Origin of the sequence: Pseudomonas sp. MWU12-3103b (genome assembly GCF_023100615.1) — a bacterium.
GTDB classification, from domain to species: Bacteria; Pseudomonadota; Gammaproteobacteria; order Pseudomonadales; family Pseudomonadaceae; genus Aquipseudomonas; species Aquipseudomonas putida_A.
Genome location: NZ_JALMEY010000007.1, coordinates 137,509 through 158,445, shown reverse-complemented (window position 1 = coordinate 158,445; position 20,937 = coordinate 137,509). Strand labels below are relative to the sequence as shown.

Genomic DNA, 20,937 nt, shown 5'->3' with positions numbered 1-20,937 from the left:
AATTTTCGCTGATTTGATGGTAGCCCGCTGTGCTGCACCGGCAAGCGGCCGGAGCCATCGTTCATCGTGAAAAAAAAGCAGGCATAAAAAAACCCGGCCGTAGCCGGGTTTTTTATCTGGCGCGTAGCTTAAGCGGTGAAGGTTTTGCCTTCGAACTGCTCAGCGACGAACTTCCAGTTGACCAGGTTCCAGAACGCTTCAACGTACTTCGGACGCAGGTTGCGGTAGTCGATGTAGTAAGCGTGTTCCCAGACGTCGCAGGTCAGCAGCGGGGTGTCGCCGCTGGTCAGCGGGTTGCCGGCGCCGATGGTGCTGGCCAGGGCCAGGGAACCGTCAGCCTTTTTCACCAGCCAGCCCCAGCCGGAACCGAAGGTGCCGATCGAGGTTTTGCTGAACTCTTCCTTGAACTTGTCGAACGAACCGAAAGCCGCGTTGATGGCTTCAGCCAGTGCGCCGGTTGGTTGACCGCCGGCGTTTGGCGCCAGGCAGTTCCAGTAGAAAGTGTGGTTCCAGACCTGAGCGGCGTTGTTGAAGATGCCGCCCGAGGAAGTCTTGACGATCTCTTCCAGGGTCTTGCCTTCGAACTCGGTGCCTGGCACCAGGTTGTTCAGGTTCACGACATAGGTGTTGTGGTGCTTGTCGTGGTGAAATTCCAGGGTTTCCTTGGAAATGTGCGGCTGCAGGGCATCGTGTGCGTAAGGCAGCGGCGGCAATTCGAAAGCCATGATGATTCTCCTAATCAGGTCTGTTGCGGTGAGCGCAAGGCCGATCACGGGCGGCCAGAAATGCACCGACGAGTTTTTACTCTTTGCGGCGCAGGGTTCGGATCATAGCACCGGGGTCAAGGCTTAACCACGCAACAACTGTGTGGGATAGAGGTTCCAGAGCCGTTTGGAATAAATCACTGCGCCAATATCAATTGCCCTGCGACTGTAAACATCATCAACGCCACCACCAGATCGAGAATCCGCCAGGTACTCGGCCGAGCCAGCCATGGTGCAAGCCACGCGGCACCTAGCGCCAAGGTGAAAAACCACAGCAGCGACGCGCTCGCGGCGCCCACGACATAAGCCCCCGGCACCGACTGCTGCGCACCGAGCGAGCCGATCAGCAACACCGTGTCCAGATAAACGTGCGGGTTGAGCAGTGTCACTGCCAGCGCGCTGAGCATCACCGCGCGCAACGAGCGTACGGTGTGGTTTTCGCCCTGATCCAGACTCTGTTTCGAGAACGCCCGGCGCAGCGCCTGACTGCCATACCAGATCAGAAAGACCGCGCCGCCCCAGCGTGCCACCGCGAGCAATGTCGGGTTCTGCGCCAACACGGTGGCCAAGCCAAACACCCCGGCCGCCACCAGCAGCGCATCGCACGCCACACACAGCGCTGCCACCGGCAGGTGATGTTCACGGCGCAGACTCTGCGCCAGCACAAAAGCGTTCTGCGTACCGATCGCCATGATCAGCCCCAAGGCCACCAGCAGGCCGTTCACATAGCTTTGCCACATAAGATTTACTCCGCGTTGGCTGCCAGATCGCGCAGCACGTGCATGGCGCGCTCGGCGTCGGCCTGACCGACAAACAAATGGTCGTGGTAATAACCGGCGATCACGTTGCAACTGATTCCGGCCTTGCCCAGCGCGCTGGCGAACGCGGCGGTGAGGCCAACGGCTTCGAGCGCCGAATGCACATTGAGGGTGATCCACGCCGCCACATAATCAAAAGCGAACCCGGCGTGTTCAGCCTGAGAGCGTTCGAGGATCACGGTCAGGCCTTCCTGCTCGCGGAAGCTGCCGACAATCTCCACACCGCTCGGCAACTGGCCGTCACGCAGGGTGCAGAACACGTATTCACCGGCATTGAGCTGCGGGCTCATGCTACGCAGCAGAGTTGTGAGTGAGGTTTCGCCAGCCATTGCTGTGTTCCTTGATAAAGAGTGCTTGCTGGCTATTCTCCGGTCGAAAGCGGTATAAGAAAAACCAATAGTGCTGATCGCTCATTAGGAAAACTGATGTTCGACTACAAATTGCTTTCCGCTCTGGCCGCCGTGGTCGAGCAGGCTGGATTCGAGCGCGCCGCGCAGGTGCTGGGCTTGTCGCAATCGGCGATCTCCCAGCGGATCAAATTGCTGGAAGCGCGGGTCGGCCAACCGGTGCTGGTACGCGGCACGCCGCCATCGCCGACCGAGATTGGCCGGCGGCTGCTCAACCATGTGCAGCAGGTGCGCCTGCTCGAACGTGACTTGCAGACCCTGGTGCCGGCGCTCGACGAAGAAGGCCTGCCGGAGCGTTTGCGCATCGCCATCAACGCCGACAGCCTCGCCACCTGGTGGGCCGAAGCCGTGGGCGATTTCTGCGCCGAGCAGCATTTATTGCTGGATCTGGTGGTGGAAGATCAGACCGTCGGCCTCAAGCGCATGCGTGCCGGGGAAGTGGCGGCGTGTGTCTGTGCCAGCGAGCGCCCGGTGGCCGGTGCGCGTAGCGTGTTGCTCGGGGCGATGCGCTATCGGGCGCTGGCCAGTCCGGCGTTTATCGAGCGGCATTTCCCCGACGGGGTGCGCGCCGAGCAGCTGCCGCGCACCCCGGCGCTGGTGTTCGGCCCGGACGATTTTCTCCAGCATCGCTACCTCGCATCGCTCGGTGTCGATGGTGGTTTCGAGCATCATTTGTGCCCGTCCTCCGAAGGTTTTGTGCGTCTGACCGAAGCCGGGTTTGGTTGGGGCCTGGTGCCGGAACTGCAAGTGCGTGATCAGCTGCAACGCGGCGTATTGCGCGAACTGTTGCCAGATAAACCGATCGATGTGCCGTTGTACTGGCATCATTGGCGCAATGGCGGTCAGCTGCTGGCCTTGCTGACCGAGCAATTGCTACGTTCTTCACCGCGCTGGCTGGTGCCCTTGGGCTGATGGTCAGCGTCAAGAAAGATGTATCAGGTAAACGAAAGACATCGGAGCGTTACATGAAAATTCTGGTCACCGGCGCAAGCGGCTTCATTGGCGGACGCTTTGCGCGTTTCGCCCTGGAGCAGGGCCTGGACGTGCGGGTCAACGGTCGCCGGGCCGAAAGCGTCGAGCATCTGGTGCGCCGTGGCGCCGAGTTCGTCCCGGGCGATCTCACCGATGCGGATCTGGTGCGCGACCTCTGCGCCGACGTCGAAGCCGTGGTGCACTGCGCCGGTGCCGTCGGCTTGTGGGGGCGCTATCAGGACTTTCATCAGGGCAACGTGCAGGTCACCGAAAACGTCGTCGAAGCCTGCCTCAAGCAGCGCGTGCGGCGGCTGGTGCATCTGTCGTCGCCGTCGATCTATTTCGATGGCCGCGATCACCTCGGCCTGACCGAAGAGCAAGTGCCCAAGCGCTTCAAACATCACTACGCGGCGACCAAATACCTGGCCGAGCAAAAGGTCTTTGGCGCGCAGGAATTCGGTCTGGAAACCATCGCCCTGCGCCCGCGTTTCGTCACTGGCGCCGGCGACATGAGCATCTTCCCGCGCCTGCTGAACATGCAGCGCAAGGGGCGTCTGGCGATCATCGGCGACGGTCTGAACAAGGTCGACTTCACCAGCGTGCAGAACCTCAACGAAGCGCTGCTCAGCAGCCTGCTGGCGGCCGGTTCCGCGTTGGGCAAGGCCTACAACATCAGCAATGGCGCGCCGGTGCCGCTGTGGGATGTGGTCAATTATGTGATGCGCAAAATGGAAGTGCCGCAGGTCAGCAAATACCGCTCGTACGGTCTGGCCTACAGCGTTGCTGCGCTCAACGAAGGCGTGTGCAAACTCTGGCCGGGCCGCCCGGAGCCGACCCTGTCGCGGTTGGGCATGCAAGTCATGAAGAAAAATTTCACCCTCGACATCAGCCGCGCCCGGCATTATCTGGACTACGATCCGAAAGTCAGCCTGTGGTCGGCCCTCGACGAGTTCTGTGGCTGGTGGAAAGCTCAGGACATCCGTTGATACAAGTCGCCCGGCCGGCAATGAACCGCACTGCCGCTTGAGGGTCAATCCCTGCGGCTGCGGCGGTTATACTTCGCAGCATTTAGCCATCACCGCGTTCCACAAAGGTTGCCTCAATGTCCATGCGTAACGATGCCAACGACGATTTCGACGATGTACCGAGCCTGCGGGCCGACACCTTTGACGACGATGACATTCCGCCCTCCGCCCGCACCTCGGTGCACTCGCGCACGCCGCCGGTGGTCAAGGTCAAGGCCGCGAGTACCGGGCCGCTGTGGGCACTGGTCGGCGCGCTGTTCTTCGCCTTTATCGGTCTGGCCTGGTGGAGCTTCCAGCAGATTTCGCTGATGGAGCAGCAATTGGTCGCGACCCAGGAAAGCTTTGCGCGCATCAGCGAGGAAGCGGCGGGGCGCCTGCAGGACATTTCCGGCAAGGTCGTCGCCAGCCAGAGCAACGTCAACAGTGACAGCGAAGCCTTGAAGCTGCAGATCAAACAGCTGGAAACCCAGTTGCTGGATCAGAGCAAACAGCAGCAAGGCGTGGTCGGTCAGGCCAGCGATCTGGACAAGCGTCTGGCGCAGATGACCGCGCAGACCACCGAGCAACAGAACGCCAATACCCAGTTGCAGGCTCAGGTCAAAGCCTTGAGCGCCGAACTGGCGACCCTGAAAAGCGCCCCGGCCGACACCGGCAAGGTCGATGCGCAGCTCAAGAGTTATGACGCGCAGCTGAAAAGCCTCGGCGCTGATATCACCGCGCTGAAAAAGCAAGGCAATCCGAGCGCGGCGATCGAGCGTCTGGAGCAGGAAATCGTCGTTCTCAAGAGTGAGCAGGACAACCGTCCGGCCGCTGCGCAGGGTGGCGGCAATACCGCCGAGTTCGACGCATTCCGCGGGCAGATGACCCGCAACCTCAACACCCTGCAGGCGCAGATCCAGAACCTGCAACAGCAGATCAATGCCCGGCCATAGGGCCTGATGAACTGTAGCCAGGGACCTTTGTGGTGAGGGGATTCATCCCCGATGGGGCTGCACAGCAGCTCCCAAACCATTAGCTCGGTGTGTCAGAAAATATGTGTTCTCTCCATCAGGGCTGCTGCGCAGCCCATCGGGGATAAATCCCCTCGCTACAGGATTCGGCGCTCCGTCCGACCCCAAGCCGTCTACGCTCTTGAAACACCAACAAGAACGAGGGATGCGTTATGGGGTTTTTGCATAAAGTGGCGTGGCTCGGGGTGATGCTTTTTGTGGGGGCAGGGCAGGTCAACGCCGCCACTACACAAAAGGACGACAGCAAGGCTGCCATTGCTTTGCTGGAAAAGGCGCTGGCCTATTACCACGACAATGGCGACAAGGCCTTCGCCGCGTTCAGCCGTCAGGGCGAGTTCGTCGACAAGGATCGCTACGTGTTCGTGGTCGACACCAAAGGCGTGATGCTCGCCAGCGGCGGGCCGTCCTCAGCCTTGATCGGCCGTGACGTCAGCGAAGTGCTTGCGCCGGATTTGCAGAAGGCCTTCAAGGACGCCTTGCTAGTGCCGGAAGGCAACGGCATTCAACAGGCCGAATACCGCTGGCAGAACTGGGCGGACGGCAAGGTCGAGCGCAAACATGTGTATTACCAGCGCATCGGTGAGCGCATTCTGGCCGTCGGTTATTACCTGCCGCGTGCTTCAGCCGAGCAGGCCAAGGCACTTCTCGACAAGGCTGCTACCGATCTGGGGAAAAACGAGAAGGGCACGCTGACGGCCATCAACTCGCTCAAGGGCGGGTATCTGCAGGATGACCTGTACGTGTTCGTGGTCGATCTGGAGACCCAACGCTACGTTGCCCACGGCACCAACCTGCGGTTGATCAACACCGATTTCAGCAAGATCAAGGACCCGGAAGGCAAACCGGTGGGCGAGCCGATTCTGGCGCTGATCGCCAAGCAGGATGACGGCGAATACGAATACCGCTGGAAAAACCCGGTGACCGGCAAGGTCGAGGACAAGCATGCCTACCTGAAGAAGGTCGGGCATTTTCTGGTGGCGGTGGGTTACTACAGCCCCTAATTGAAACATTCGCTACTGTGGGAGGGGGCTTGCTCCCGAAAGCGGTTTGTCATTCAACAAAGATGTTGGCTGATCCACCGCTTTCGGGAGCAAGCCCCCTCCCACAGGGTTTTAAGGTGTTGCTGTTATTTGGCGCCGTGCTCGCGCCCGCGCAGCAGGTTGTTTGGCATCGCAATCGCCGCCGCCAGCCCCAGCAACGACACCGCCGTACTCACCCACAGCAGATGCCGGAACGTCACCGAAAGTTCGGCGCGCAAGGCGTTCTGCGCATCGCCCGGTGCGGCGTTCAAACCGTCGAGCAGCACATTGCCCGAATGACCTTCGCTGAGCAGCGAGTTGCTCGCCAGATGGGCGAAACTCGAGTCCTGCAAAAAGGCCAGCAACAGCGCCGACATCAACGCCACCCCCACCGCGCCGCCCAGCGAGCGGAACAGGTTGGTGGTGCTGGTGGCGACGCCGATGTCGCGTTGCTCCACCGAGTTCTGCGTACCCACCAGTGAAGTCGGGAACTGCATGCCGCCGGCAATCCCGCTGAGCAGCATGAACAGGCTGCTGACCAGCGTCGCATCGGGTGGGCTGAACGCCATGCCGAGAATCGAGATCGGCATCAACAGTGCGCCCGTCAGAATCTGCGGTTTGTAGCGACCGGTCACCGACGTCCGACGTCCGGCGAAATAAGCGCCGATCGGCAGCCCCATTGCCAGCGGCAGCAAGTGCAACGCCGCCGCATCGGCCCCGGCACCGGTGACGCTCTGGAAGCGCAGCGGCATCAGCACGATCAGCGAGATCGCCTGAAAACTGGTGAAGAAAATCGTGCACCAGCACAGCAACGCGTTGCGGTTGGTGAACAGGTGCATCGGCAGCAGCGGCTCACGCGCCCGGCGTTCATGCCAGACGAACACCGCCAGCACCAGCACCGCACAGGCGAACAAACCGAGCACTTCGCTGCTGCGCCACGAATGGCCCTGACCGACCTGAGTGATGCCCAGCAGCAGGGCGGTCAAACCGATGATCATCAGCAGCGTGCCGAGGTAGTCGATGATCGGTTTGCGCTGCGGAATCGGCAGCCCGCGCAGATTGCGATTGGCTACCCACCAGGCGCCCAGCCCCAGTGGCAGATTGATCAGGAACACCCAGCGCCACGACAGGTATTCGGTCATATAGCCGCCGAGCACTGGCCCGGCGACGCTGGCCACCGCGTACATGCTGCTGAAGTAGCCCTGATAACGCCCGCGTTCGCGCGGCGGAACGATGTCGCCGATGATTGCCTGACTCACCGAAATCATTCCGCCGGCACCGATGCCCTGGAGAATCCGCGCCAGCACCAGTTGTTCCATGCTTTGCGCCATGCCGCAGAACAGCGAGGCGAGGGTGAACAGGCCCATGCCGAACAGCATCAGTTTGCGTCGCCCGTACAAATCTCCGAGCTTGCCGTAGATCGGCACCGCCACGGTCATCGCCACCATGTACCCGGAAATCACCCAGGCCAGCAGGCTGACGTCCTTGAACTGTGCGGAGATGGCGGGCATCGAGACGGCGACGATGGTCTGGTCCAGCGCGCCGAGAAAAATCGCCATCATCAACGCGACCAGCACGCTGCGAATGGCCGGTTTGGGCGTTTCAGGGTGATTGAGATTGGTCACGGGCGAGCCTGCGGGCAGTGATGGACCCGCACGGCCATTGCGCGCGGGTGGATGCTCGCCAGTGTAAGTCGGTAGCAGGCTATTCGATAGCCTCGTACGGAAGTCCGACGTAATTTTCTGCAATGGTTTTTCGACCCGCTTCTGAACTGACAAAGTAGTCCAGTTCCGAGGCGCTGATCCGTTGGCTGAAATCGTCGTGCTCGTCGAAGCGGTGCAGCATCGAGGTCATCCACCAGGAGAAACGTTCGGCTTTCCATACCCGGCGCAGGCAGATCTCCGAGTATTTCTCCAGCAGATCGGTGCGCCCTTCGCGATAAACCTTCAGCAGAATGTTGAACAGCGTACTGACATCGCTGGCGGCCAGGTTCAGGCCTTTGGCGCCGGTGGGCGGCACAATGTGCGCGGCATCGCCGAGCAGAAACATCCGTCCGTACTGCATCGGCTCGACGACAAAACTGCGCAGCGGCGCGATGCTTTTTTCAATCGACGGGCCAGTCACCAGTTTCTCGGCAAGCGCGGCGGGCAGACGTGTTTTCAGCTCAGCCCAAAAGCGCTCGTCGGACCAGTCGGCAACGTTCTCCTCGGCCGGCACTTGCAGGTAATAACGGGTACGGGTGGCCGAACGCATGCTGCACAGGGCGAAGCCGCGTTCGTGCCGGGCGTAGACCAGCTCTTCGTGCACCGGCGGGGTGTCGGCGAGAATCCCCAGCCAGCCGAACGGATAGACCCGTTCGAAGATCTTCAGGCAGTCCTCGGGAATCGACTGCCGGGCCACGCCATGGAAGCCGTCGCAACCGGCGATGTAATCGCAATCGACGCGCCAGGTTTCGCCGTCCTTTTCGAAGGTGACAAAAGCCTCGTCGCTTTTCATGCCGTGAGGAGCGACATGGCTCACTTCATAAAACGACAGTGCGCCAGCCTCCCGACGAGCGGCCATCAGGTCGCGCGTGACTTCGGTCTGACCGTAAACCATGACGGTTTTGCCGCCGGTCAAAGCCTGCAGATCGATGTGTGCCAGACGCCCATCCAGTGCCAGATCGAAGCCGGTGTGCACCAACCCTTCGGCATCCATGCGCGCGCCTACGCCGGCCTGGCGCAACAGCTCTACCATGCCTTGTTCAAGCACGCCGGCGCGAATCCGCCCGAGTACGTAATCGGGTGTCTGGCGTTCGAGAATCAGGGTGTCGATGCCGGCGTTGTGCAGCAACTGACCGAGGAGCAATCCGGACGGACCGGCGCCAATGATGGCGACTTGGGTTTTCAGCGTTTTCATTGTTTTTATGACTCGCAAGCTTCACGCGACAGGCGCCGGTGAATGATTTTTATGGATCGAGTGCTTGCATTTTTCCCTTGCGGGTCTGTCAATTGAAGGTGAAAACTGAGCCGATACCTGTACATTCTGCCAATCGGTGCGATTATCGCACGCAACCTCGAGGCCTGGATTGAAGTGATGAACAAGCCTGACCTGCCTTCGATTCCGGTGTTCAAGCTCTACGGTGAAAGCCTGGACTGGCCGACCCCTGACTTGCTGCACTGTGAAACCATTTCCAAACGCAGCCGCGAACATCAATGGGAAATCAAACCCCACCGCCACGCCGATTTGTGCCAGTTGCTCTTCGTCTTCAAAGGTCAGGCAGAGCTTGAAATCGAAGGTCAACGCACGCAGCTCAACCAACCCGCGATTCAAGTCCTGCCACCGTTGTCGGTGCATGGCTTTCGCTTTTCCGAGGACGTCGAAGGATTTGTCGTCACCCTCGCCAATCCGTTGATCAATCACTTGCAGGCGCAACTGGGCAATACGGTGCACGCACTGGCCCAGGCCGAGCACTACCCGGCGGGCAAGGACGCGGAGTACCTGAACAGTCTGTTTTCAGCGTTGCAGGCCGAGTACAACGGCCATCAACCCGCGCGGGAAATGCTCATGCATTCGCTGGTCAGCGTGATCATGGTCTGGGTCAGCCGTCAGGCGCTCGTGCGCCATAACGCCAGCCAGCGGCCGCAACGCCAGCGCGAATATCTCAACGGGTTCATTCAATTGGTGGAGGAGACTTACCGCCAGCATGTGAAGGTCGAAGACCTCGCCCACCGCCTGGGGATTTCGGTGTCGCACCTCAACGGCACCTGCCGCGAACTGGCGGGGCAGCCAGCGCTGCAGATCATGCACGAACGCCAGTTACTGGAAGCCAAACGTTTGCTGACCTACACCAGCATGACCATTTACGAGATGTCGGAGTTGTTGGGATTTTCCGATCCGACCAACTTCACGCGCCTGTTCCGGCGCAGGGTGGGGATATCGCCAAAGGCCTTCCGCGACCGGCTGAAGGCCGAGCAGTGATCTGGTAAACGCTGCGTTTTCCTGTGGGAGGGGGCTTGCTCCCGAAAGCGGTCTATCAGTTTGCATCAATGCTGAATGACACACCGCATTCGGGAGCAAGCCCCCTCCCACAGGATCGCACTGCAACTCAGGTCAATCAGCGCAACGCATTGAGCGTCGCGTTATGCGGAATACAGCGCTCGAAATTGCAGCTGGCGTATTCGCGCGGCAGTTGTCGCAGTTGCTCGACCCGCCAGGCCGCGGTGCCGTACAGCGCCAGCGTGGCAGCGCAGGTGATGAAAATCGCGAAGTACCTTCTTGTTCTGATGTTCATGGCGTAGACCTCTGAACGCATACCCTGCGGTATTACTTTCAGCATAGGTCAGCGGCATAGAGTTGCCAGCCACGGATTCGGCCTATGTGACATCCCCCTGTGGGAGCGGGCTTGCTCGCGAAGGCGTGGTGTCAGTCGATGAGAATCCAGACTGATACACCGCCTTCGCGAGCAAGCCCGCTCCCACAGGGGCATCGGATTTACAGGCCCATATCCCATTCGGGATTTTCCGGGAATCGTTCGACGAGAAAATCCAGCATGCTGCGCAACGCCGCCGGCATGTGCTTGCGTGAGGCGTACACCGCGTAGATGTTCATCTGCCGTGGCTCGGCATCCGGCAGCAGGCGCACCAGTTCCCCGGCATGCACATGCACCCCGGCCTGATAGGTCGGCAGCATCGCCACCCCCGCGCCGGCCAGCGTCGCGCGCAACAACGTGCTGGCCTCGTTGGCGCTGATGTTGCCCTGCACCGGAACCGACACGGGCTCGCCGTCCTCCTCGAAATGCCACAGGCTCTTGCCGAAGTAGGAGTGGGTGAGGCAGTTGTGTCGGCTCAGGTCCTCGACCCGTTGCGGTGGCGGGTTGTCGCGCAAATAAGCCGGTGCGGCGCAGACCACCGAGCGGCACACGGTCAGGCGCCGGGCGATCAGGTTCGGATCGAGGTCATTGCTGGTGCGGATCGCCAGATCGATGCGTTCATCCACCAGATTCACCGTGCGGTCGAGCATCTGCAGATCGATGCTGACCCCGGGGTAACGTTTGACGTACGCCGCCATCGCATCGGCCAGTTGCGCCTGACCGAACGACGTACTGACACTGATGCGCAGCAGTCCGCGCGGTGCCTCGTCGGGTTCGCTGACGGCGGCCTGCATGTCGGTCGAGAGTTCGAGCATCTGCCGACAGCGCGGCAGGATTTCGCTGCCGGCGGCAGTCAGGCTCAACTTGCGCGTGGTGCGGTGCATCAGGCGCGCGCCGACCCAGTCTTCCAGCTCCGCCAGATAGCGCGACACCACTGGCCGTGACAGGTCCAGATGATCGGCTGCCGCCGACTGGCTGCCCAGATCGACCACCGTGACAAACACGCGCATTGCTTGAAGACGATCCATGATTTGCCCGCTTTCAGAAACAAACTATGTCCAAGCATCGCATTTTTTGTACCGAGTCAGGCAACTAAGCTCTGTCCCATCGCCAAACACGGCATTCGGACCACGGAGCAACAGATGATCGGCTTCACTACCCTCAAGCGCGTTTTACTGGCCACCGCCACCCTCGGTTTCGCGGCCCACGCCGCTGCCGCCAATCTGACCCTGGATGTCTACAACCCGGGCACCAATGCGATCTTCCCGGTGACTTCGGTGCTGGTCAGCGGCGAGAAAGACGCGATTCTGGTCGATGCACAATTCGGCAAGGCCCAGGCCGAGCAGGTGGTGGAGAAGATCCGCGCCAGCGGCAAGCACCTGACCACCATTTACATCAGCCACGGTGACCCGGATTACTACTTCGGCCTCGACACCCTGACCCAGGCTTTCCCCGACGCCGAAGTGCTGGCCTCGCAGCCGACCGTGGATCACATCAACAAAACCGTCGCCGGCAAACTCGCCTTCTGGGGCCCGAAAATGGGCGCCGACGTACCGGCCAAAACCATCGTGCCGGGCGTGCTCAGGGGCGACAGCCTGATGCTCGAAGGGCAGAAGTTGCAGGTGGTCGGTCTTGAAGGCAAACAACCGGATCGCAGCTTCGTGTGGATTCCGTCGCTCAAGGCTGTGGTCGGTGGCGTCGTGGTCGCCGAGAACATTCATGTGTGGATGGCTGATACCCAGACCGCGCAATCCCACGCCGACTGGCTGCAAACCCTGCACTCGATCGAAACCCTGAAGCCGAAAACCGTGGTGCCGGGTCACTACCTGGGCGAGAGCAGCCGCTCGCTGGCCAGCGTGAAATTCACCGCCGACTACATTAAGGCTTTCGATGAAGAAACCGCCAAGGCCAAGGATTCCGCCGCACTGATCAAGGCCATGCAGAAGCGCTACCCGACACTCGGCGAAGAAAGTTCGCTGGAGCTGAGCGCCAAAGTCGCCAAGGGCGAGATGAAGTGGTAACCCGATTGATCTGAAACAGAGGTCGAGAGGACTTTTGTGGCGAGGGAGCTTGCTCCCGCCCGCCTGCGCAGCAGGCGTAAAACCTGCCAATGCGTTGTATCTGAAACAGGCGGGGAGTGCTTCGCCCTCCAGCGGGAGCAAGCTCCCTCGCCACAGGGAATACCGCTTCAAGATTAGATTTATGCCGTCGTTGAAACTCTCAAGCCAACTGGAGAATGTCATGAGCAAGATCGCAATCATTGGTGCCACCGGCCGTGCCGGTAGCCAACTGCTGGAAGAAGCCCTGCGTCGCGGGCATAGCGTCACTGCCATCGCCCGCGACACCTCGAAGATCGGCTCGCGTGCCGGTGTGGTCAGCAAGAATGTCGATGTGCTGGATTCGGCGGCGCTGCAAGCCGCAGTCGCCGGTCACGACGTGGTGATCAGCGCCGCGCACTTCGCCACGGTACCGGCCAGTGCTCTGGTCGGCCCGGTGAAGCAGGCGGGTGTGAAGCGTCTGCTGGTGGTTGGCGGTGCCGGTTCGCTGTTGCTGCCGGACGACACCCGAGTGATCGACAGCGTCGGTTTCCCCGCTGAGTACAAAACCGAGGCCAGTGCTGGCGCGGCGTTTCTTGATGCCTTGCGTCAGGAGAAGGATCTGGACTGGACTTTCCTCTCGCCATCGGCAGAGTTCGTCGAAGGTGAGCGCACCGGTACCTTCCGCGTTGGCAAGGATCATTTGCTGTTCAGTGCTGAAGGTCGCAGCTGGATCACCTTCGCCGATTACGCGATTGCGCTGATTGACGAAGTGGAGACGCCGAAGCATTCGCGTCAGCGGTTTACGGTCGGGTATTGAGTGAATCCTCGCCCCTCACCCCAGCCCTCTCCCGGAGGGAGAGGGAGCTGACCGCGGGGGCTTGCGGTATACGTCGACCTGAGTGATCGAGTCGATTATGGATCCGGTGCCGTCCTTTCTGGTCGGTAGATTTCTTCAGCAATCCCCAATCAGTCCCCTCTCCCTCCGGGAGAGGGTTAGGGTGAGGGGAAAAGCCTCAGCGCAAATGCGCCTGTTCCACCAGCCAGATCATCAATTCCTCCAATTGCGGCGACGCCTCGCCGCCTTGTGGCATCACCACGTAGTAGCCCAGCCCCGTCTTCACCTTCAGATCAAACGGCATCACCAGCCGTCCGGCGCGCAGGTCATCGCCGATCAGCGACCAGTCGCCAATCGCCACCCCCGTCCCATGCGACGCCATCGACATCGCCTGATCCAGCGTCTCGAAATGTTGCCCCATGTTGACGTTGCTCAACTGCAATTCGGCGGCGGTCAGCCACACCGTCCAGTCCTGGGTGTCGCGGGTCGGATGCAGCAGCAGATGCTGTTGCAGATCGGCCGGTTCGCTCAGCGCCGGTGGGCCTTTCAATAATGCTGGCGAGCAGACCGGTGTCAGTTGCTCATCGAACAGATGCAGCGCGGTCGAGGAGTTGTCCGGCGGCGTGCCGTAGATCACCGCCGCATCGAATTGCTCGCGCTGAAAGTCGACGCCATGGGCCAGCGTGGTGGTCAGTTTGACCGGCACGTCCGGGCGTTCCTTTTGCCATTGCAGCAGGCGCGGCACCAGCCAGCGCATCACGCAGCTGGGCGCCTTGAGTTGCAGGGTTTGCCGCTTGCGACCGATCTGCTCGGTGGCCTCGCTGATCAAGCCGAAGATCTTCTCCACCCGGGGCAGCCATTCACGTCCTTCGGCGGTCAGCTCCAGGCCTCGCGCCAGACGGATGAACAACTCATACCCCAGATGATCCTCCAGCCCGGCAATCTGCCGGCTCACCGCGCCCTGAGTGATGTGCAACTGCTCGGCCGCCCGGGTGAAGTTGCAGCACTGCGCAGTAATCAGAAACGTGTGCAGGGCGGGCAGGGGAGGCAGTCGTTTCATGTGGATCCAAGGTATGACGTGAGGACATGGCTAGTATGACTTTTAATCGATTGTTGCCGCTACCTGCCGCCCGTTCAATGAGCTCATTCCACCCGGATCGATGTGGGAGCGAGCTTGCTCGCGAATACGGTTTTCCATTCAGCATCAATGTGGCTGATACACCGCTTTCGCGAGCAAGCTCGCTCCCACACTGGCACGGCGTATTGAACAACGAGAAGGGCAATCGACATGGCGACGTGTGGCGAAGTACTGGTCAAGTTACTCGAGAATTATGGGGTCGAGCAGGTGTTCGGTATTCCCGGGGTGCACACCGTGGAACTGTATCGCGGGCTGGCCCGTTCGAGCATCAACCACGTCACTCCACGGCACGAGCAGGGCGCCGGATTCATGGCTGACGGCTATGCGCGCACCAGCGGCAAACCGGGTGTGTGTTTCATCATTACCGGCCCGGGCATGACCAACATCACCACCGCGATGGGCCAGGCCTACGCCGACTCGATCCCGATGCTGGTGATCTCCAGCGTGCAAACCCGCAGCCAGTTGGGCGGCGGTCGTGGCAAGCTGCATGAGCTGCCGAACCAGAGCGCGCTGGTCGGTGGCGTCGCGGCGTTCTCCCACACCCTGATGTCCGCTGCGGAATTGCCGGGCGTGCTGGCCCGTGCTTTCGCGCTGTTTCAGGCCGGGCGTCCGCGTCCGGTGCACATCGAGATTCCTCTGGATGTTTTGGTAGAAGAGGCTGATGAGCTGCTCGCCAGCGTTCCGGTGCACATCGACCGCGCCGGGGCTGCACCGGCTGCAGTACGGCGCATGACTGAGTTGCTGGCCGGCGCTCGGCGTCCGCTGATTCTCGCCGGTGGCGGTGCCATCGATGCCGCCGCCGAACTGACTGAGCTGGCCGAGCTGCTCGACGCCCCGGTGGCGCTGACCATCAACGCCAAAGGCATGTTGCCGTCCAGCCATCCGCTGCTGATCGGCTCAACGCAAAGCCTGGTCGCGACCCGCGCACTGGTCGCCGATGCCGACGTGGTGCTGGCGATCGGCACTGAACTGGCCGAAACCGATTACGACGTGACCTTCGCCGGCGGCTTTGAAATCCCCGGCAAGTTGCTGCGCATCGACATCGACGCCGATCAGACCGTGCGCAACTATCCGCCGCACGTGGCCTTGGTCGCCGACTCGCGCAACGCCGCACAAGCGCTGCTCGGCGCACTGTCGCAGCAGGCGCTGGCCGAGCGGCGCAATGATTGGGGTCAGGTGCGGGCAGCACGTCTGCGCGATGAGCTGGCCGCGACCTGGGACGTGCCAACCCTGGCCCAGACCCGTTTTCTGGAAACCGTACTGCACGAGTTGCCGGACGCAGTATTCGTCGGCGATTCCACACAACCGGTGTACACCGGCAACCTCACGTTCAACCCGGAACGACCACGACGCTGGTTCAACTCGTCCACCGGTTACGGCACCCTCGGTTACGCCCTGCCGGCGGCGATTGGCGCGTGGCTCGGTGGCGGCATTGAGGGTGGCGCTCGTCCGCCAGTGGTGTGCCTGATCGGCGACGGCGGCTTGCAGTTCACCCTGCCGGAACTGGCCAGCGCGGTCGAAGCGCGCACGCCGGTGATCATCCTGCTGTGGAATAACCAGGGCTACGAAGAGATCAAAAAATACATGGTCAACCGCGCCATCGAACCGGTCGGCGTCGATATCTACACCCCGGATTTCATCGGCGTGGCCAAGGCCCTGGGCTGCGCCGCCGAAGCGATCAGTTCGGTTGAACAGCTGCGCGGCGCGCTGCGTGCCGCCACTGATCGTCAGGGCCCGACCCTGATCGAAATCGACCAGAACCAATGGATGCAGGCGGTGGCCCTATGATCAATTTCCCAACCACACTCGATGGCCTGTACATCAATGGCCAATGGTCGGCCGGTCGCGAGCATTTGCGGGTGATCAACCCGGCCACCGAAGCGCTGCTGACCACGGTCAATGGCGGCGATGAACGCGCGGTTGATCTGGCCGTCAGCGCGGCCACTGAAGCGTTCAAGCGCTGGTCGAAAACCAGCGGTGCCGAGCGCGGTGCGATCCTGCGCAACATCGCCAATGGCGTGCGCAACGGCCGCGATCATCTGATGAAGCTGCAGTCGAGCAACAACGGCAAACCGCAATTCGAAGCGGCGATCGATGTCGATGATGTGATCGCCACGTTCGAGTATTACGCCGAATTGGCCGAAGGCCTCGACGCACAACTCGACAGCAACGTGGCGCTGCCCAGCGATGACTTCAGCGCGCGTCTGCGTCGTGAACCGTGCGGTGTGGTCGGGCTGATCGTGCCGTGGAATTTCCCGATGGTCACCACCGCGTGGAAACTTGCGCCTGCCTTGGCCGCCGGTTGCTGCGTGGTGCTCAAACCGTCGGAAGTCACGCCGCTGCCGGAGCTGGAACTGGCGGCGATCATTGCCGAGTCCGGCTTGCCCGACGGTGTGTTCAACCTGGTTTGCGGCACCGGTCTGGCGGTCGGTGCACCGCTGTCGGCGGACCCGCGCATCGCCAAGATTTCCTTCACCGGCAGCAATGCCGTCGGCGTGCAGGTGATGCAGCGCGCCGCCGAAACGGTGAAGGGCGTGAGCCTGGAACTGGGTGGCAAATCTTCGCTGCTGGTGCTTGAAGATGCCGATTTGGAACTGGCGGTGGAACTGGCCTGCGGCGGCGGTTTCTTCAACGCCGGGCAGATGTGCTCGGCCACCAGCCGGGTGCTGGTCGCCGATGAGCTGGCAGATGAGTTTCTTGAGCGTCTGCAAAAGCGCGCACAAGCGATTCGCGTGGCCGATCCGTTCGACCCGGACGTGGAGATGGGCGCGCTGGTCAATCAGGCGCAATACCAGCGCGTGCTCGGCCACATCGACCGCGGTTTGAGTGCCGGGGCGAAGCTGGTGTGCGGCGGTAATCGTCCGGCGCATCTGCCGCGCGGCTATTTTTTGCAGCCGACAGTGTTCACCGACGTGCCCCTCGACAGTGCGTTGTGGTGTGAAGAGATTTTCGGCCCGGTGCTCTGCGTGCGCAGTTTCAGCAGCGAAGCCGAGGCGATTGCCCTGGCCAACGACAGCCAGTTCGGGCTGGTCGCCAGTGTGGTGACGCGTAACGCCGAGACCGCCGACCGCGTCGCCAACGCCCTGCAGGCGGGGCTTGTATGGCTCAACGCGCCGCAAGTGATCTTCCCGCAGACGGCGTGGGGCGGTTACAAGCAGAGCAGCATCGGTCGTGAATTGGGGCCGTGGGGCCTGGCTGCGTTTCAGGAAATCAAACACGTGATCCGGGCGCTCTGAACGCCCGAAAACGGTGAGTGCATGCCTCGCAACGAGGCATGCGTCGGAGTCATGGCTTCGATGAGTTTTTATCGATAGTCAGGTGTATTGCACGACCTCAGGATGAACCCGTCGGCAGCGCTGCAGGCCTTTTAATACAAGGCCTGCAGCGGATCCGGCCGCGCGGATGCAACGGTTGCGACCAACCTCATACTTAAAAGAACAAAGGGAGTCCGTCATGGGCGAGCACGATCTGAACAGGCGTCAATTCATTAAAACCGTGGGCGTCGCCTCGGTAGCGGCGGCGGCCCTGAGCATGCCCTTCATCCGGGCCAGCGCCAGCGACACTCGGTTCGCCGGCAAGACTCTGCGTTTGCTGACCTGGTCGGATGACACCGGCCTCGCCGCACTGCGCAACATTGCCGCCACCTTCGAGGCCAAGACCGGCGCCAAGGTCATCGCCGACCGCACCGGCAGCACCTCGGAAATGGTCGCCAAGCTCAAGGCCGGCGGTGACCGTCCGCAGTACGACATCATCACCCTGGCAGGGGTCGGCGCCGAAGGTCTGGCCGCCGCCGGACTGCTGGAAAAGCCCGACCTCAACCGCATTCCCAACCTGATCGACGTACCGGAAAAATACCGCACCGGCGCCAACGGGCACGGCATCGGTTACCTGCTGTGGTGCAACAGTCTGGTCTACAGCACCCGCACCCTCAAACAGGCACCGGACAGCTACGCCGCGTTGTGGGACGCCGAGCTGGCGCCGAACATTTTCCTGCCGCCGCCGAACTGGACCGAGGCCATGGACCTGATCATCATCGCCGCGAAACTGGCCGGCGGTGACGAACACAACATCGAGCCGGGCTTCAAGAAACTCGCCGAGCTGAAGGATCGCGTGGTCACCCTCGGCGAGAACCCGAACCAGATCGCCGAACTGTTCCGCACCGGGTCGTTGGACATGGGTGGGCTGTACGCCCCGGCATTCTTCCCCAAGCAGATCCGCGATCCGAACTACGGTCTCGGTGCCACGTTCGGCATGAAGGAAGGTTTCTACACTGACCTGATGCTCTCGGTGATGCCGAAGAACCGTCCGGGCGACACCGATCTGGCCTATGCCTTCATCGACCACTCTCTCGACCCGCTGGTGCAGGGCAAGATGGCCGAAGACATCTTCAACGGCCCGGTCAACGCCAAGGCAATCATCTCCGCCGAAGCGCGCAAGAGTCCGTACATCCTCACTCCGGAGCAGATTGCCGAGAAGGCGATCATGCACGACAACGCCTTCCTGGCCACCGTGCATGACCAATGGATTCGTCGCTATACGGAAATTTTTTCTTCCTGACGCCGGCCTCCCGAACACCACGGGCCCCCTGTGGGAGCGAGTCCTGTGGTGAGGGGATTTATCCCCGATGGGCAGCGTAGCTGCCTCAAGATCAGCAAATACGGTGCATCAAATGTACCGCGCACGATGGTTTTGCGACTGCTTCGCAGCCGGTCGGGGATAAATCCCCTCACCACAAAAAATCACTCCCACAGGAGATTGAGGTGTTTGCGAGATTAGCTTTCCATTGACGAGATCATTGCTATGGAACATCAATCCCTGACCCAACCGGTTGGCGCCGCTGACGTGCGCCCGGCGCGCGGTATTTCGCCGACCGCCCGGGCGTGGTTTTTCCTCACGCCGTCGATGCTGTTTCTCGGTGTGCTGATCGCGGCCAGCCTGCTGGTGCTGCGCATGAGCGTCGGCACTAAAGGCGCGGAATGGAGCGGGTTCAGCCTCGCCAGCTACGCGCAATTGCTCGAACCCTATTACCTCAAATCCCTGCTGCTGACCCTGCGTCTGGCGCTGATCAGTGCAGTGATCGCGGTGCTGCTGGCGATCCCGGTGGCGTACACCATGTCACGGCTGACCTCGCCGTTCGTGCGGCGGATTTTTCTCGCGGCGGTGCTGTTGCCGCTGCTGGTCAACCTGCTGCTGCAAAGCTACGGCTGGCTGGTGATTCTTGGCCCGGGCGGGATGCTCAACCAGACGCTGATGGGCCTGGGCCTGATCAAGCGTCCGATCATGCTGCTGTACAACCAGAACGGCGTGCTGATGGGCCTGGTGCAGACCGCGTTCCCATTGGCCGTGCTGCCGATTGCCAGCGCCATGCGCGGTGTTGCGCGTACCTACGAAGAAGCCGCCGCGACGTTGGGCGCCAGTCGTTTTCAGGTGTTCCGTCAGGTGGTGTTGCCGATGAGTCTGCCGGGGATCATCACCGGGGCGACGCTGGTGTTCGCCTACAACGCCAGCAGTTTTGTCGTGCCGTTGCTGCTCGGTGGCCGCCGTGTGCCGATGCTCGCGGTGATGGTGCATGACCAGATCGCGCCGCTGATGAACTGGCCCGCCGCGTCGGCGGCCGGGGTGGTGCTGATCGTCACCACGCTGGCGATCATGACCCTGTCTGAATACATCACCGGCCGTCGTCGGCGTCTGCTGGAGGCTTCGCAATGAGTACCCTGATCAACAAGCGCATGGCGCTGCTGCCTGGCGACACCGGCAAGTTCGCCGGGATCCTCTCCGGGTTCATTCTGCTGCTGGCGGTGTTGCCGATCCTGACCATGATCGTCATGTCGTTCAGCGGTGCGTCGAACCTCGACTTCCCGCCGAGCAGCTACAGCCTGCAATGGTACAAGGCGGCCTGGCACACCTTCGTCTCGCCAGACGCCAGCGACGTGCTGAGTCTCGGTCAGGCCATGGCTACCAGCCTGCTGGTGTCGTGCCTGACCATGGTTTTCGCCACGCTGATCGCGGTGCCTGCCGCCTATGCGCTGACCCGTTGCGAGTTCCGTGGCAAAGCCGTGGCGCTGCAACTGATGTCGTTGCCGCTGGTGTTTCCGATGGTGGTGTTGGGACTGGCGTTGCTGCTGGTGTTCGACAGCCTGCCGTTTCACCTGACCACCTCGCGGCTGGTGATTGCCCACGTGATTCTGGCGCTGCCGTTCGTGGTGAAAAACTGCACCGCCGCCATGCTCTCCATCGGCAGTGAAGTCGAGGAAGCCGCGCGGATGCTCGGCGCTTCACCGCTGCGGGCGATTGTCGACGTGGTGGTGCCGTTGATGAAGTCGGGGATTCTGGCGGGGATGCTGCTGGCGTTCATCGTCTCGTTCAACGAATTCACCGTGACCTATTTCCTCTACACCATCGACGTCATGACCGTGCCGATCTGGATGTACAGCCGCACCGTGTCATCGCTCGACCCTACCGTGTTCTCGTTTGCCGTGCTGATCGTGCTGATCGACTTCGTCCTGATCTGGGCGCTGGAGAAACTGGTGGGCGAGGGCGGCGTTTCCTTTTGATTTGA

Annotated in this window: 20 protein-coding genes; 12 read left to right on the top strand and 8 right to left on the bottom strand. The window is 61.4% G+C overall.

Annotated elements, in window-relative coordinates:
- Positions 1 to 128: 128 nt before the first annotated feature.
- The 3 genes from M0808_RS13455 to M0808_RS13445 all read right to left on the bottom strand — a co-directional run bounded on the left by M0808_RS13455 (position 129) and on the right by M0808_RS13445 (position 1,911).
- Positions 129 to 725 (bottom strand): Fe-Mn family superoxide dismutase, encoded by a 597-nt coding sequence (locus M0808_RS13455; RefSeq protein ID WP_003227660.1) that lies wholly within the window; start codon positions 723 to 725, stop codon positions 129 to 131.
- Positions 726 to 901: 176 nt separating this feature from the next.
- Positions 902 to 1,504 (bottom strand): LysE/ArgO family amino acid transporter, encoded by a 603-nt coding sequence (locus M0808_RS13450; protein WP_086791803.1) that lies wholly within the window; start codon positions 1,502 to 1,504, stop codon positions 902 to 904.
- A 5-nt stretch (positions 1,505 to 1,509) separates the two neighbouring features.
- Positions 1,510 to 1,911: an ACT domain-containing protein gene (locus M0808_RS13445; protein ID WP_098965335.1), complete on the bottom strand. Its 402-nt coding sequence runs from the start codon at positions 1,909 to 1,911 to the stop codon at positions 1,510 to 1,512.
- A gap of 96 nt (positions 1,912 to 2,007) precedes the next feature.
- On the opposite strand from M0808_RS13445, the gene M0808_RS13440 reads away from it, so the two are divergent.
- The 4 genes from M0808_RS13440 to M0808_RS13425 all read left to right on the top strand — a co-directional run bounded on the left by M0808_RS13440 (position 2,008) and on the right by M0808_RS13425 (position 5,997).
- Positions 2,008 to 2,901 carry a LysR family transcriptional regulator ArgP gene (locus M0808_RS13440; RefSeq protein ID WP_095136979.1) on the top strand — a complete coding sequence of 298 codons (894 nt, stop codon included), beginning with the start codon at positions 2,008 to 2,010 and terminating at the stop codon, positions 2,899 to 2,901.
- Between the two features lie 53 nt (positions 2,902 to 2,954).
- Positions 2,955 to 3,947 carry an NAD-dependent epimerase/dehydratase family protein gene (locus M0808_RS13435; RefSeq protein ID WP_098965333.1) on the top strand — a complete coding sequence of 331 codons (993 nt, stop codon included), beginning with the start codon at positions 2,955 to 2,957 and terminating at the stop codon, positions 3,945 to 3,947.
- 116 nt (positions 3,948 to 4,063) lie between these two features.
- Positions 4,064 to 4,918, top strand: coding sequence for an ATPase (locus tag M0808_RS13430; RefSeq protein WP_096795122.1), 855 nt, complete (start codon positions 4,064 to 4,066; stop codon positions 4,916 to 4,918).
- A 230-nt stretch (positions 4,919 to 5,148) separates the two neighbouring features.
- Positions 5,149 to 5,997 (top strand): cache domain-containing protein, encoded by an 849-nt coding sequence (locus tag M0808_RS13425; RefSeq protein ID WP_247841422.1) that lies wholly within the window; start codon positions 5,149 to 5,151, stop codon positions 5,995 to 5,997.
- A gap of 125 nt (positions 5,998 to 6,122) precedes the next feature.
- On the opposite strand, the gene M0808_RS13420 is transcribed toward M0808_RS13425, so the two are convergent.
- Positions 6,123 to 7,640 carry an MDR family MFS transporter gene (locus tag M0808_RS13420; RefSeq protein WP_247841421.1) on the bottom strand — a complete coding sequence of 506 codons (1,518 nt, stop codon included), beginning with the start codon at positions 7,638 to 7,640 and terminating at the stop codon, positions 6,123 to 6,125.
- 79 nt (positions 7,641 to 7,719) lie between these two features.
- Positions 7,720 to 8,913, bottom strand: a complete 1,194-nt coding sequence (gene pobA / locus M0808_RS13415) for a 4-hydroxybenzoate 3-monooxygenase (protein WP_247841419.1) — start codon at positions 8,911 to 8,913, stop codon at positions 7,720 to 7,722.
- 177 nt (positions 8,914 to 9,090) lie between these two features.
- Here pobA and M0808_RS13410 point away from each other — a divergent pair, with 177 nt between their 5' ends.
- Positions 9,091 to 9,975: a helix-turn-helix domain-containing protein gene (locus M0808_RS13410; RefSeq protein WP_247841417.1), complete on the top strand. Its 885-nt coding sequence runs from the start codon at positions 9,091 to 9,093 to the stop codon at positions 9,973 to 9,975.
- Positions 9,976 to 10,111: 136 nt separating this feature from the next.
- Here the strand turns inward: M0808_RS13410 and M0808_RS13405 are convergent, their stop codons facing one another.
- Together M0808_RS13405 and M0808_RS13400 are read right to left on the bottom strand one after the other, a co-directional pair.
- Entirely contained in the window at positions 10,112 to 10,288 is a 177-nt protein-coding gene (locus M0808_RS13405; RefSeq protein ID WP_007964044.1) for a hypothetical protein, read from the bottom strand.
- Between the two features lie 200 nt (positions 10,289 to 10,488).
- Positions 10,489 to 11,394: a LysR family transcriptional regulator gene (locus tag M0808_RS13400; RefSeq protein WP_218274154.1), complete on the bottom strand. Its 906-nt coding sequence runs from the start codon at positions 11,392 to 11,394 to the stop codon at positions 10,489 to 10,491.
- Positions 11,395 to 11,508: 114 nt separating this feature from the next.
- Between M0808_RS13400 and M0808_RS13395 the strand changes: the two genes are divergently transcribed.
- Together M0808_RS13395 and M0808_RS13390 are read left to right on the top strand one after the other, a co-directional pair.
- Positions 11,509 to 12,387, top strand: a complete 879-nt coding sequence (locus M0808_RS13395; protein ID WP_247841415.1) for an MBL fold metallo-hydrolase — start codon at positions 11,509 to 11,511, stop codon at positions 12,385 to 12,387.
- Between the two features lie 220 nt (positions 12,388 to 12,607).
- Entirely contained in the window at positions 12,608 to 13,222 is a 615-nt protein-coding gene (locus M0808_RS13390) for an NAD(P)-dependent oxidoreductase (protein ID WP_247841413.1), read from the top strand.
- A gap of 196 nt (positions 13,223 to 13,418) precedes the next feature.
- On the opposite strand, the gene M0808_RS13385 is transcribed toward M0808_RS13390, so the two are convergent.
- Entirely contained in the window at positions 13,419 to 14,300 is an 882-nt protein-coding gene (locus M0808_RS13385) for a LysR substrate-binding domain-containing protein (RefSeq protein ID WP_247841411.1), read from the bottom strand.
- 228 nt (positions 14,301 to 14,528) lie between these two features.
- Here M0808_RS13385 and M0808_RS13380 point away from each other — a divergent pair, with 228 nt between their 5' ends.
- The 5 genes from M0808_RS13380 (at position 14,529) to M0808_RS13360 (ending at position 20,932) form a co-directional block, all read left to right on the top strand.
- The gene (locus M0808_RS13380; protein WP_247841409.1) at positions 14,529 to 16,166 is read left to right on the top strand and encodes a 5-guanidino-2-oxopentanoate decarboxylase; all 1,638 of its coding nucleotides are present in this window, start codon (positions 14,529 to 14,531) and stop codon (positions 16,164 to 16,166) included.
- Positions 16,163 to 17,614, top strand: coding sequence for an aldehyde dehydrogenase family protein (locus tag M0808_RS13375; protein WP_247841407.1), 1,452 nt, complete (start codon positions 16,163 to 16,165; stop codon positions 17,612 to 17,614). The genes M0808_RS13380 and M0808_RS13375 overlap by 4 nt, the downstream gene beginning before the upstream one ends.
- 217 nt (positions 17,615 to 17,831) lie before the next feature.
- On the top strand, positions 17,832 to 18,935 hold the full coding sequence (locus tag M0808_RS13370) for an ABC transporter substrate-binding protein (protein WP_202368891.1): 1,104 nt from the start codon (positions 17,832 to 17,834) through the stop codon (positions 18,933 to 18,935).
- Positions 18,936 to 19,178: 243 nt separating this feature from the next.
- Positions 19,179 to 20,087 carry an ABC transporter permease gene (locus M0808_RS13365; protein ID WP_025111659.1) on the top strand — a complete coding sequence of 303 codons (909 nt, stop codon included), beginning with the start codon at positions 19,179 to 19,181 and terminating at the stop codon, positions 20,085 to 20,087.
- Positions 20,084 to 20,932: an ABC transporter permease gene (locus M0808_RS13360; protein ID WP_095668437.1), complete on the top strand. Its 849-nt coding sequence runs from the start codon at positions 20,084 to 20,086 to the stop codon at positions 20,930 to 20,932. Before M0808_RS13365 ends, M0808_RS13360 begins: the two co-directional genes overlap by 4 nt.
- The last annotated feature ends 5 nt before the right edge of the window (positions 20,933 to 20,937 follow it).